The 12,714-nt window shown below is 59.8% G+C and carries 12 protein-coding genes and 1 pseudogene; 8 read left to right on the top strand and 5 right to left on the bottom strand.

Annotated elements, in window-relative coordinates:
* Positions 1 to 11: 11 nt before the first annotated feature.
* Positions 12 to 854 carry a hypothetical protein gene (locus H9529_RS17380; RefSeq protein WP_092892423.1) on the top strand — a complete coding sequence of 281 codons (843 nt, stop codon included), beginning with the start codon at positions 12 to 14 and terminating at the stop codon, positions 852 to 854.
* A 124-nt stretch (positions 855 to 978) separates the two neighbouring features.
* The gene (locus H9529_RS17375) at positions 979 to 1,143 is read left to right on the top strand and encodes a hypothetical protein (RefSeq protein ID WP_176847322.1); all 165 of its coding nucleotides are present in this window, start codon (positions 979 to 981) and stop codon (positions 1,141 to 1,143) included.
* A gap of 127 nt (positions 1,144 to 1,270) precedes the next feature.
* Here the strand turns inward: H9529_RS17375 and H9529_RS17370 are convergent, their stop codons facing one another.
* Both H9529_RS17370 and H9529_RS17365 read right to left on the bottom strand, forming a co-directional pair.
* On the bottom strand, positions 1,271 to 2,485 hold the full coding sequence (locus H9529_RS17370) for an SAM-dependent methyltransferase (RefSeq protein WP_092892425.1): 1,215 nt from the start codon (positions 2,483 to 2,485) through the stop codon (positions 1,271 to 1,273).
* 17 nt (positions 2,486 to 2,502) lie between these two features.
* Positions 2,503 to 3,282 carry a PRC-barrel domain-containing protein gene (locus tag H9529_RS17365; protein ID WP_092892427.1) on the bottom strand — a complete coding sequence of 260 codons (780 nt, stop codon included), beginning with the start codon at positions 3,280 to 3,282 and terminating at the stop codon, positions 2,503 to 2,505.
* 480 nt (positions 3,283 to 3,762) lie between these two features.
* On the opposite strand from H9529_RS17365, the gene H9529_RS17360 reads away from it, so the two are divergent.
* Positions 3,763 to 3,921: a DUF3309 family protein gene (locus H9529_RS17360; protein WP_092892429.1), complete on the top strand. Its 159-nt coding sequence runs from the start codon at positions 3,763 to 3,765 to the stop codon at positions 3,919 to 3,921.
* A 303-nt stretch (positions 3,922 to 4,224) separates the two neighbouring features.
* Positions 4,225 to 4,410, top strand: coding sequence for a hypothetical protein (locus H9529_RS17355; RefSeq protein WP_223814404.1), 186 nt, complete (start codon positions 4,225 to 4,227; stop codon positions 4,408 to 4,410).
* Positions 4,411 to 4,477: 67 nt separating this feature from the next.
* On the opposite strand, the gene istB is transcribed toward H9529_RS17355, so the two are convergent.
* Together istB and istA are read right to left on the bottom strand one after the other, a co-directional pair.
* Complete coding sequence (gene istB / locus H9529_RS17350) at positions 4,478 to 5,269, bottom strand: IS21-like element helper ATPase IstB (RefSeq protein ID WP_092892972.1); 792 nt, start codon at positions 5,267 to 5,269, stop codon at positions 4,478 to 4,480.
* Positions 5,259 to 6,786: pseudogene (istA, locus tag H9529_RS17345) on the bottom strand (IS21 family transposase). The gene istB and the pseudogene istA overlap by 11 nt, the downstream one beginning before the upstream one ends.
* Positions 6,787 to 7,278: 492 nt before the next feature.
* On the opposite strand from istA, the gene H9529_RS17340 reads away from it, so the two are divergent.
* From H9529_RS17340 to H9529_RS17330, 3 genes are all read left to right on the top strand, one after another.
* Positions 7,279 to 7,935, top strand: coding sequence for a hypothetical protein (locus H9529_RS17340; RefSeq protein ID WP_092892647.1), 657 nt, complete (start codon positions 7,279 to 7,281; stop codon positions 7,933 to 7,935).
* A gap of 240 nt (positions 7,936 to 8,175) precedes the next feature.
* Entirely contained in the window at positions 8,176 to 9,018 is an 843-nt protein-coding gene (locus H9529_RS17335; RefSeq protein ID WP_092892649.1) for a hypothetical protein, read from the top strand.
* 157 nt (positions 9,019 to 9,175) lie between these two features.
* A complete protein-coding gene (locus H9529_RS17330; protein ID WP_092892665.1) occupies positions 9,176 to 10,378 on the top strand; it encodes a Fic family protein in 1,203 nt (400 codons plus the stop codon).
* A gap of 41 nt (positions 10,379 to 10,419) precedes the next feature.
* Here the strand turns inward: H9529_RS17330 and H9529_RS17325 are convergent, their stop codons facing one another.
* Complete coding sequence (locus H9529_RS17325; protein ID WP_092892651.1) at positions 10,420 to 11,487, bottom strand: hypothetical protein; 1,068 nt, start codon at positions 11,485 to 11,487, stop codon at positions 10,420 to 10,422.
* A gap of 225 nt (positions 11,488 to 11,712) precedes the next feature.
* Here H9529_RS17325 and H9529_RS17320 point away from each other — a divergent pair, with 225 nt between their 5' ends.
* Positions 11,713 to 12,600, top strand: coding sequence for a recombinase family protein (locus H9529_RS17320; protein ID WP_092892653.1), 888 nt, complete (start codon positions 11,713 to 11,715; stop codon positions 12,598 to 12,600).
* Positions 12,601 to 12,714 lie beyond the last annotated feature (114 nt).

The raw sequence follows: 12,714 nt of genomic DNA, 5'->3' as shown, positions 1-12,714 counted from the left end.
AGACCCCGACCATGGAACCCACAACCGGCTTGATACTGCGACGTATAACGCAGACTGATCTTTCCGTATCCGCTCACAAGCTTGCCACTCTCATCCTCGATGGTATCGCCTGGAAGGAGGGCTACAACGGGTTGTCGCGCGGGACAGCCGCCTTCACCCTCTCGGTCTTGGCAGAGAAGATGGGCGTCTCGCGCCAGTATCTGACGGTCCTTCTGAGCGAACTCGAAGCGTCAGACTTGGAGCTGGTGCGCCAGAAACCCAACGGCAAATTTGCCCCTTGGCTCTTCCGGTTCTCAGCCTTTGATGAAGAGGAGGAAACCCATGATCTCGTGTCAGGTGAGGGCGACACATCACTATCTAGAGATAATAATAACAAAACTATATTCTCAGGTCTGATTGAAATCACCGCGAACTCGAACGTTTTTCAGACCTGTTGGGCAAATTTGATCAAGGCAGCGAAGACTGCACTGCCCTGCTGGAACGTCGACACGCAAGTGATCTGGGATCGCTTCCTCGCGTTTAACCGGACGCGAGGCAACGGCAGGGTTCCTGCAGGCTTCTTGCTAGGCTTCATGCGCCGGTGGCGCACCGCGCCCGGGATCGCACCGCGCTCGGAACCTACTCCAGCGCCGATGCGGAAGATTGAACCAAAAGAGCGTGAATTGCTCGAACAGATCCAGGCCGCGCCAAGCGCGAACCGTCAGTTTCACGCATCGGACCTGTGTCGCTTGATCGGGCATGCTGGCTACGAGGCCAGGGTCACCGACGTGATCCGGCAGTTCGGATGTCAGAGATTCGCCGCGATCTTGGCGGTACACGGCCGAGCCGTGTTGGCTGGGGAGATTTCGAGATGATCTTTGGGTCGCCACCAACGCTTCATTTGCAAGAACATTTCGTTCGCAGCAATCTCGCCCACTCGATCTACGGCGGCACTGCGCGAATTTGAGAAGCGGAACTTCGCTGTAGCCGCTGTTCGACGTGATCGCCAAGACCGGTGGCACACTGTTGGGCGACGGATTTCTTACGCCTGAAACCGGGCTGTTCGTCGGCGCTGAGGTCGCAGCGATGGAGCAGGCAACGACGGAGATTGCGGCAGCGCGGGCCGCCGAAGCCCACGCATTGCTCTTGGCCTTGGCGGCATAGACCCACGCAGCTGATAGCCGCTTCATCGTCGCCAGATCGCCCGTGATGTTCACTTCACTTTCGTGTGGAATGGTTTTGCGTTGTTCAGCGAGATAGGGAACCGGACATGCACCGTCTCCGCCTGTTTTCAGACGGCGGGCCTTGTGATGGTGATCTGGGTCACGTCGCAGTTACCGCAGTGGAACGCGCCGGCGGAAGAGGTGAGGTACAGATTCCACATCCGCCAAAATCGGTCGTCAAAGCCCAGCCGCGAAATTTCGTCCCAGTGCCCGTTAAAGGCGTCATACCAGCGCCGCAGTGTCTGGCTGTAGCTCTCGCCGAACTCGATCGAGCGGCTGACCTGCAACCCGGCGCGACGCACCTCGTCGCGCAGCGCGCCGGGCGACGGCAACATGCCGCCGGGGAAAATGTGTTTTTGGATGAAATCCACGCGCTTGCGGTAGATCTCGAAGCGCGCGTCCTGCACCGTGATGATTTGCAAGGTGGCGTTGCGGCCAGGTTTCAGGCGGTCGCGAACGACCTGAAAGTAGGTCGGCCAGTATTTCTCGCCGACCGCCTCGAACATCTCGATACTGGCGATGCCGTCATAAACCCCGCGTTCGTCGCGATAATCCTGCATTCTGATCTCGACGCAATCCTGCAACCCCTTGGCCCGGATCCGTTCCACTGCGTAGTCGTGCTGCTCTTGAGAGAGCGTCAGGCCAGTTACGCGCAACCCGCGCTCGGCCGCCGCATATTCCGCGAAGCCGCCCCAGCCGCAGCCGATTTCCAGCACATGATCGCCGGGCTGCGCCCCCATCTGGTCCACCATGCTTTCGTATTTCTGGTGCTGCGCCTTTTCCATCGTCTCCTGCCCGCTGCGAAAGAGGGCCGAGGAATAGGTCATCGTCTCATCCAGCCACAGCTGGTAGAATTCATTGCCAAGGTCGTAGTGCGCGGCGATGTTCTTTCTCGCCTGCCGAATGGAATTCCCGCGCAACCAGTGCCGCAGCTTCTCGAAGGCGCGCACCAGCCCCATGCCGGGAAAGCCGTCGTAAAGTGCGTCGTTGCGGGCGTGGACGAGGTCCATGAATGCCTGCAGATCCGGCGTAGACCACCAGCCGTCGATGTAGGCTTCCAGAAAACCCAAGTCGCCCTCGCGGATCAGGCGCGCGAAAAGGTCGGGGTTGTGTACCTCGATCACTGCCACCGGACCCGGGTGGCGGCCTTCGGCGCGAAAGACGCGGCCATCGTCCAGCACCAGATCGAGCCGCCCGTTTTCCAGTGACAGCGCCACGTCAAAGACCTGCGCGAAATAGCGCGGCAAGTTGGTCTGGTTCTTCACGGAGGTCAGCATCATGATCTCAAACCACAGCCCTCTTAACTCGCGGCTCCATGCGTGGCGTCAGGGATGTAGTGACGCGCCATCCGCGCCTCGAACGCCGCGTCCACCGGAACGGACGGATCATAGGCGGGGCTGTCCTTGACCGTCTGACGGTCGATGTCCAAATCGACCAGGCTTTCTGCCCAGAGGATGTCTTTCGCCGAACGCGGCGAGATCAGGACATGTTTGCCGGGCCACCAGTTTTTTGTATCGACGGTCAGGAAACGGATCGTCCAGTCGGTATCGTCGATCAGAAACCCCTCGACATGACCGATGGAGCCATCGGTGGCCTGCAGATTGTATCCCGTCACGACATCGATGCTGCGCAGATGGGGTTCATCGCCCTGATGTCGCTTGGCGTCAAGCGCGTCCTGACGCCGTCGTGAATCAGCGTAATGCACGTCTGACATGTCCGCGGTCCAGCCGCCATAACCGCCCATATAGAAGCCGTTTCCCCAATAAGGAGTCATGTTGTAGTAGCTATACATCCGTTCCTCGTGCTGACGCGATACGGGTTTATGCGTGTCTATAGCCGGGCTGTCCTTGACCGATGCCATCGTCAAGCGGACTGGAAAGCTGCGGGCGGACGTATCCGGGTGACCCAGAACCGAAACCGGCAGCAGCACCTTGCGCCCTGACAGCCAAGTGCCAGTGTCGACAATGATCCAGCGGAGCGTCCAGCTTTCGTCATCGAAAAGGAAATCCGTCACGGTGCCGACGCTGCCGTCGGTCGCGGCGACCTTGAAACCCTTGAGAGTCGAAGCCTCTATTAACATAGCATGTTTTCCCTTTATCTGACTGAGTTTGACGCGCCTACGGGCGCCGCTCGTTTTGCGTCGTAGAGTTTGCAGCGCAAGGCGGATTCGGAACCTGCACACAGCAAACGTGTCTTCGGTAGCCTCATGTCGTGGCCTTGCGATCAAGACCGATGTCCCAGCCACATAATCGCGTGCTGCGGTACGCCGCGCACTGATCCATGTTGGTTCGCCTGGAATTGCGATGGCTTATGCTTGGCGATGTCGGTGGCCTTGGGCCACTCCCCGAGCAGATAGGAATGTAATGAACCGGATCGTATATATCGTAGGCTTCGTGGTCATCGTCTTGGTCATCCTGGGCTTTTTTGGCCTGCGCTGAGCGCAGAGCCGCAGCGAAGCAACCCCACTGTTTGACTTTGGCATGACTCCACGGATCTGATTCCCATCGCGGTTACATGTGCTTCATCCTTCATCTATCGGCCCAAAAGAGAGATATCTCCCATGAGTACAATTCTGATTATCATTGTCCTTCTCCTGCTGTTCGGCGGCGGTGGCGGATATTACGGCTACAACCGCTATGGCTCGCGTGGCCTCGGCGGCGTCCTCGGCCTTGTGATCGTTATCTTCATCGTTCTTTGGGCGTTGGGTGTGCTCGCTTAGTGCGCCCAAGGTTGGCTGCCGGACCCGTTTGATGGATCGGACAATGCCGGACCCTTGGCATCCCAATCAGTTTGGCCAGAATTATGGTCGCTGGCGACCTGATCAGGATCAGTAAACGGATTGAACGAGCGATTTATCGTCCGGGACAGAATGGCGGCATTTGGAATGCTTCCCACCTCAGAGGACCCAAGTTTCCCAGTGCCTCGCTCACCCACCAGCAAAAGCAACGGAAGACGAAAGCGTGACGATCCTGTGTGGGGACCGTGCCCGGTCACGATATTTTTTCTGAATTGAGGACTGCCCATGATTCATGGTGGCGATGCCGTAACTCCGGCAAAAATACCGTTTGCTGGCTGGAAGGACGTGGTCTTTCGCGTCAAGAACCAAGTCGCAAAGGACCGCGTGGGCCTGCTTGCCGCCGGAGTGGCATTTTATGGTCTGCTGGCCCTTTTTCCGGCCATCACCGCCGTCATCGCCATCAGCTGTTGATTGCCACTGAGAATTGACCCGGCATTGTCACCGAGATCTGACCCACCCAGTTGTTATGTTCTGCGTGTCATGTTGGCGTCAATGCTGGTGTTTCCTTCCGTTTCTTTTTCGCTGTTTCTGAGCTGGCCTTGAAGCGGTAGCTGTCGTTGCCGGTCTCCAGAATGTGGCAGCGGTGGGTGAGGCGATCGAGCAGCGCTGTGGTCATCTTAGCGTCCCCAAACACACTGGCCCATTCGCTGAAGCTCAGGTTGGTGGTGATGATGACGCTTGTGCGCTCGTAGAGTTTGCTGAGGAGGTGGAAGAGCAAGGCGCCGCCAGAGGCACTGAACGGGAGGTATCCCAGCTCATCCAGGATCACGAGATCAGTTTTCACCAGCGCCTCTGCGATCTTTCCGGCCTTGCCCTGGGCTTTTTCCTGTTCCAGGGCGTTGACCAATTCGACCGTTGAGAAGAAGCGCACGCGCTTGCGGTGATGCTCGATGGCCTGAATGCCGAGGGCTGTCGCAACATGGGATTTCCCTGTGCCGGGCCCGCCGATCAGGACCACATTCTCAGCCCCATCCAGGAATTCGCATCGATGGAGCTGGCGGACCAGAGCTTCACGCATTTCACTGGCCGCGAAGTCGAAGGCGGACAAGTCCTTGTAGGCCGGAAAGCGGGCGGCTTTCATATGATACGCGATAGACCGCACCTCGCGCTCGGCCATTTCGGCCTTGAGCAGCTGCGACAGGATCGGCATGGCAGCCTCGAATGCGGGCGACCCTTGCTCATGCAGATCCTGGACAGCCTGCGCCATGCCCGGCATTTTAAGGCTGCGCAACATGATGATCAGCGCAGCACCCGCAGGGTCATGACGCATGACGAGTTCCTTTCTGAGTGCGCAGCCCATCATAGCGCGCGACATTGGCCTCGGGCTCCTTGCTCAGCGACAAGGCCGCTGGAGGGTTCACATCCGGCTGGTCGGTCGGTTTGCCATCCAGCAGCCTGTGGAGCAGGTTCAGCACATGGGTTTTGGTCGGCACGCCTGCCTCCAGTGCCAATTCCACGGCGCACAGCACGGCTTGCTCATCATGGTGCAAGACAAGTGACAAGATATCGACCATTTCGCGGTCCCCGCCGGGCTGGCGCAGTATCTTCGCCTGTAACATGCGGAAGGGCTCGGGCATTTCCACGAAGGGGGCACCATTGCGCAACGCTCCGGGCTTGCGCTGAACGACTGCCAGATAGTGGCGCCAGTCATAGATCACGCGCCCCGGCTGGCGGTGCGACCGGTCGATGATGCGCTCATGCGTGCAAATCACATGCCCCTCGGCGACGACCACCAGCCGCTCAGGGTAAATGCGCAGGCTGACGGGGCGGTTTGCAAAGCTGGCGGGCACAGAATAGCGGGTGCGATCAAAGTTGATCAGGCAGGTCGGCGAGACGCGCTTTCTTTCCTCGACAAAGCCATCGAACATTATGGGGAGCGGCATCTGCGCAGGCTTCTCAGCTTCCCACATCGGCAATGCTTCCAGGCAACCTGCCATGGGCCGTCTCAGTCCACAGCAGTTTGCAGCGCTCTTCCAGCCAGTCATTCAGCGCGCCCAGGTCCGGAAAGGCTGGCATCAGCTGCCACATGCGGTGACGCGCATCGCGCACATTCTTCTCGACCTGTCCCTTCTCCCAGCCCGCCGCCGGGTTACAGAACTCGGGATCAAAGACATAATGGCTGGTCATCGCCGTGAACCGCGCATTCACATCGCGCTTCTTGCCAAGTCTGACCTTGTCGACGGCGGTCTTCATATTGTCGTAGATGCCGCGACCGGGCACGCCTTCGAAGACGCGAAAGGCATGCCAATGAGCGTCGAACAGCATCTCATGCGTTTGCAGAAGATAGGCTCGCACAAGGAAGGCGCGGCTGTGCGACAGCTTGATATGGGCAACTTGCAGCTTGATGCGTTCACCGCCCACATAGGCCCAGTCTTCGCTCCAATCAAACTGAAAGGCTTCACCCGGCTGGAACACAAGCGGCACGAAGACACCCCGGTCGGTCGTGTGATACGCACGCTGCCGTTCGCCCTTCCATTCCCGCACGAAGGCCGCAACACGCTCATAGGAACCTTCATATCCCAGCTCCACCAAATCGGCGTGCATTAGCTTCGCCGTTCGGCGTTCTTTGCGTGACTTGCGCTGATCTGAAACCAGCCATCCTGTCAGCTGAGCGGCATACGGATCCAGCTTGCTCGGACGATCCGGCGTCTGAAACGCAGGTTCAACAATCCCCTCCCGCAAATACTTCTTGATTGTGTTGCGCGCGATGCCTGTGCGCCGCGCAATCTCGCGAATGGGCATCTTGTCTCGCAGCGCCCATGTCCTGATAACCTTCAAAAATCCCATGTCGATCACTCCATATGCCCCCAGCTGGTTCAAGCCGGGGAAAGGTTGCACATGGGTCAATTCTCAGTGACAATTTTGGCGGTTGCCGGGTCAATTCTCAGTGGCAATCAACAATCCTTACCTTCCAATACTCTGGTGCGCATGACTTCTTCCACCGACATGCGACCATTTGCAGGTCCGGCAGCCTGCGCGTCCACATGTCAATGCAGAGCGCGCGAAATCGTGATGTACTGTGAATTGATTTCTGCCGAAGCGCTGCCGAGCTAGTAGGGGCTGGTCGCCGCCTGAAATATGCGGTGTCGGGGCGTTGAATATCCGCGGCGGCCGGCACGATGGGTCATATTCCAGAAACTATAGATCCTGACCGAGTCGCCCTGCCAGCCATGGGCGGGGAGCCAATGTTGTGGATGTGCCAGGGCTGTACGAAGAAATCTCCTTGCTATCGTTAGTGTTGTTTTGTATCGCCGCACTATTATAGTGGGAGTCGGCGTCATGAAGCACAGAGTCCGGACCGCGGCAGCCGCCGCGGCCATCACCGTATCGAGCCTCGTCGGTTCAGTCGAGCAGGCGCAAGCCTACCAGGTAGACTGCGCCATCTTGCTCTGCTTGGCCGGAGGCTGGCCCGCATCGGCGCCTTGCGCCCATGCGCGGGCCGTCTTCATTCGGCGGCTTACACCGTGGCCGATTGAGCCACCCCTACAGATCTGGCGTTGCCCGATGGGAGCGTCGTTCAGCGCCCCTGCCTCGCTTTCGCCGATGGAACGGCTCTACGACATCGCTTTCCGAGGTGAGCCTCAGATCAGCGTGCCGCAAGACCCGCCGCTTTTTGTGCCGGTGCAGGCAGAAGAACAGGCTGACATCGACATCTCGGGCGATGCCTTCGATTTCGTTCGGAGCATTCGCGTCTATCACATCCAGTTCAGCCAGCGCGAAAACCGAGATGGGGATTGCAACCGTTACGACAGCACCCGCCTCGGTTCGTATGGGGTGCAAGGCGACTATCGCTGGACACGGTCGAGCGTAGCCGATGTTCCGCCAGCATCACAACTTCCTGAGCCCGTTCACTGCAGATCGATCAGCTACCGCTCCGTCTTCGTGGACTGGCGCGACCACGAAGGAAACTACGGCTTCGAAGAGGTCCGCTACTGACCCTGCGCGGGGCGGCGTGGCGCCGACCCGTATCCGATAAACCATGCACCACAAATTGTGCACCGACCCCAAAAAGGGAAACGACGCCAGACCGTGAAGCCTGACGCCGCGCTAGAAAAAACCCGTGAACAAGGTTTTTTTAGCGCACTGTCCGAACCTCTGCAACCAGCAAAGTTGTTTTGCTGGCAAAAATGTTGTTACCTCACGGCATGGCCTCGGCTCTCTCAGGAGACACCGACCATGGAACCCACAACCGGCCTGATCCTGCGACGGATCACACAGACAGAGCTTTCCGTATCCGCCCATAAGTTGGCCACGATCATCCTCGATGGCATCGCCTGGAAGGAAGGCTACAACGGCATGTCACGCGGGACGGCCGCATTCACCCTATCTGCGCTCGCAGAAAAAATGGGCGTTTCGCGCCAGTATCTGACCGTGCTCTTGACTGAACTCGAAGCCTCCCAGCTGAAACTCACCCGCCAAAAGCCCAATGGCAAGTATGCACCGTGGCTCTTTCGCTTCACAGCCTTTGATGAAGAAGACGAGATCGAAGATGTCGCGTCAGATAGAGACGACACATCACTATCTAGTAAAGACTATAACAAAACTGTATTCTCAGGACATATCAACATTAATGCAGTTTCGAACGTGTTCCAGACATGCTGGGCCGACTTGATCAAGGCTGCGAAGACCGTGCTTCCATGCTGGAATGTCGACACGCAAGTGATCTGGGATCGCTTCCTTGCGTTCAACCGTGCGCGCGGCAACGAAAAGGTTCCGGCGGGGTTTTTGCTCGGATTCATGCGCAGATGGCGCACCGCGCCTGGCACGGCAGCTCAGCCGAAAGAAGCACCAACGCCACAGCGCACGCCTGATCCAAAGGAACGCGAGCTGCACGATCAGATCAAGGCTGCACCGAGTTCGAACCGCCAGTTTCACGCGTCAGACCTGTGTCGCATCATCGGACAAGCTGCCTACGACGCGCGCGTCCTGGACGTCATCCGGCAGTTCGGCTGTCCAAGGTTCACCGCGACGCTCGCGGTTCATGGAAGAGCTGTGTTGGCAGGCGAGATCACGCGATGACGGTGGAATGCTCCTTTCATGACGCTGCGAATGCGTCACACCTGGACATGGGACATCGGCATCTATGATCGGCAACGCACATCGGCAAAAGCTTGGACTTGATAGCGTAGAATGGTAAGAAGTGCTCAAAATTCTGCACAATCAAGATCGGCAAGAAATGATAGAGACGCCCGGCAGGATCGAACCTTGCTTCTTCGAAGAGCACATACCTGCCAGCCTCGCCGACCTGTCGGTCGAGATCCAGCGCGAGGCGGCGGGGCTGGGACAGGGCCTGCATCCGGACAGCGGCGCCGAACTGGCAGACCTGGTCAGAGTGATGAACTGCTACTACTCGAACTTGATCGAGGGGCACAACACGCGCCCGCGTGACATCGAACGCGCCCTCGCCGGAGCCGAGCTCGAGGCCGAGACGCGACCTCTTGCGCTGGAAGCCCGCGCCCATGTCATCGTCCAGCGGTCGATCGACAAGCTGCATCGGGAAGGCACCTTGCCCCGGCCAACGTCCGTCGCCTTCCTGACCTGGGTGCACAAGGCATTCTACGCCGAGATGCCCGACGAGTTCCGGCGTATCGAACACCCGGATGGAACGAGCGAGCCGATCATTCCAGGCCGTATGCGGCAGGAGGGCGACATCGAAGTTGCCGTCGGACGCCATCTGCCCCCGTCCTCGGGTCGGGTCGCGGCCTTCATGGATCACTTCGACAAGCGATTTCAGATCGCGGCCCGCTCGGCGAGCGGACGGATCATCGCTATCGCCTCGGCGCACCACCGGCTCAACTTCATCCACCCGTTTCCCGACGGGAACGGGCGGGTCAGCCGCCTGATGTCACATGCGATGGCGCTCGAGGCCGGTATCGGAGGTCAGGGGCTTTGGTCTGTCTCGCGCGGATTGGCGCGCGGGCTGGCGGACCGTGGCGAATACAAGCGCATGATGGACATGGCCGACTCCCCTCGCCGCGGGGATCGCGACGGGCGGGGCAATCTGTCGGAAGCCGCTCTGAGGACCTATTGCGAATGGTTCCTGAAGGTGACGCTGGATCAGATCACCTTCTCGGCCAAGCTTTTCGAACTTGGCGGTCTGGAAAAGCGCTACCGGCGCTTGGTCGAAAACACGATCGACGACAAGCGTGCGCCCGACCTCATCTCGGCAGTCCTTCGCTATGGCACGGTGGAACGCGGTGAAGCACAGATCGTGCTCAAGACATCCGAGCGCACGGCGCGCAACACGCTGAGCAAGCTGACTGCCGCCGGTTATCTGTCATCTGCCTCACCGAAGACGCCCGTGCGACTTGCGTTTCCTCTCGACTACCGGGAGCGTCTTTTCCCGAACCTGTTCGCTGACGGGGACCTGCCCGATTAACAAAGCGGCTGACCCAAGGGTTGTGCAGGTCGCTGCGGTCTTCAGTTCGCCGCACGCCACATCCGATATCGCCCCTGCCCGGTCATCTCGCGGATCAAACCCCGCGCTTCCATCCAGGCGAGGTTGCGCTGAACGGCGGTACGGCTGGCTCCGGTCAAGGCCTCGGCCATCGGAGCGGATACAAGGGGCCATTCCGTCAGCACGGCGCGCAAGCCGCGCGGGTTCTTTCCCGAGAGCAGGGTCATCTCGGCTTCCGCTCGCGCCGACCACGCCTCGATATTGTCAAGGTGCCGCATTCCGGTCAGGCAGGCGTTCTCCATCCCGTCAAGCCATCGCGCCAGACGGTCAGCGGGTGGGCCGCCTGTGCGCAGCCCACCTGCCCCACCCATGGCCAGAGGTGCAAAGACTGCTCCCTTGCCCTCGCTGGCCGCGATCCGCGCGGCCGTGACTGCCGCTTCCATTCGATCGCCCTGCTGCCCAAGGCCCGCGAGGCTCCAGAGGTGAAAACCGGCGCAGGCACGGGTTATCGGGTGAAGATCGGCGGCTTGGGCCATCAGGTCGAGCCAACCGCCCGCCCGATCCGCAAAGGGCTCGGCTTCGTCCGCCATGTTCTCCGGATCGCGGCGGTCGAGGAAGGCGGACAGGTCCACCTCTGGGCCCGGCCCCCCTGTCAGACGACGTACCGCCCAACCGACCCGCGCGAGTGCGGCGGTATCGTCTTGGAGGCCAGAAATGCGCATGGAGATCCAGAGCGCCAACCGATCCGGGCCGATGCGGTCACCCGCGAACCAGCTGAGGTCGGCAGCCTCGATCAGGGCAAGCCTGTGCCGCCATCCTTCCGGGCCGCGCTTCAGGCGGTCGTCCAGCGCGCCGACGCGACCGGCCACACGGGCAAGACGCGCGGCATGACCCGCCTCTGCTTTTCGCCAATCGTCGAGGACCTCGGCTTCACGCGGTTCGGCCCGCGGTCCAGGCGGCAAATAATCCGGCTCCTCTTCCATGGGACCGGGCAGGAACCAAAGATCGTCCTCAGACCACTGTTCCACCTCCTCAGCGTCGAGGAAGTGAGCGTCCGATTCATCATGAAAGGCAGGCGCTTGAGACTTCATATGTGCAAAATATCGGAATTCTGCACTTTACCCAAGGGTTTTGTCAGAGTGCGCCCACGCTCCTTATATAGCACGCGCGGGCGATGGTCGGCGAGGCTCTCTGATCGCGCTCATTGTATGGAAACCAAGGGCATTCCGGTAAGCAGCGCCTCAGAGCATGCCATTGCATTCGTTTACAAACGGTCGTTTAGTGACGCTACATGAAATTGCGAATGGCCTGTTTTGATGCCCTTGATCGGTTATGCCCGCGTATCGACTGAGGATCAGACCCCCCTCCCCCAGAGCCAAGCCCTGAAATCCGCGGGCTGCGCTGAAATCCATGAAGAGCAGGGCTCGGGCGGCAATCGCGCCCGGCCGGTGCTGGCCAGCGTGCTGGAACGGATAGGCAAGGGCGATACGCTCGTGGTCGTGCGCATCGACCGTTTGGCGCGGTCGTTGTCGCATCTGTTGGAGGTAATCGAGCGGCTTGAGGCCAAGGGGGCTTTCTTCCGCTCCATTGAGGATCCGATCGACACGTCCTCCCCACAGGGCAAATTCACCCTGCAGGTACTGGGCGCGGCAGCCGAGTTCGAACGCGCGCTGATCCGTGAGCGTACCAAAGCGGGCCTGGCCAGCGCCCGCACCAAGGGACGCGTCGGTGGGAATCCTGGTCTGCGAGCCAGGGATCCTGCAGCGTTGCGCAAGGTTCGTCTGGCGCGCCAAGATGGATATATGGAGCGCCTGAACGAGACAGCTCAGGATTGGGTGCCACATGTCCGCCGGTTGCGCCCGGACATGGCGTGGGAAGATGTGCTGCGCATCGTAAATGCCCCTTTGCCCGAAGCGCGGCGCTGGACGCAAAGCCGCCTGCTGCGTGCCGTGAAGGCCTACGTCGACGACGGCTTCCTGCCTGAGGCTGTGCTTGGTCGTGCGGGGCGACGCGAGACCGATGATCGCCTGCCGACCATCGTCGCCGCCATCAAGGGCGCAGACCCTGATATCACGCTGCAGGATATCTGCCACCGGCTGGAGGCCATGCGTGAGCGCACACCACGCGGGCGAACCAGTTGGCAACCGTCTTCGGTCAAGATGCTGCTAGAGCGCGCCGAGCGCCTAGGCTTACTCCCTAAGTAACGAGATACGGCATGCAGCAGTCGCTAGATCGTTCGAACTTTGAGCTTCATAAGGGAATCGCTAGATCTGCGATCAAGAACTCAGAAGTGGTCAGGGACACATCAATTGCGTTAC

The organism is Roseicitreum antarcticum (assembly GCF_014681765.1).
Taxonomy (GTDB): Bacteria; Pseudomonadota; Alphaproteobacteria; order Rhodobacterales; family Rhodobacteraceae; genus Roseicitreum; species Roseicitreum antarcticum.
This window is presented reverse-complemented; position numbering and strand designations above follow the sequence as displayed.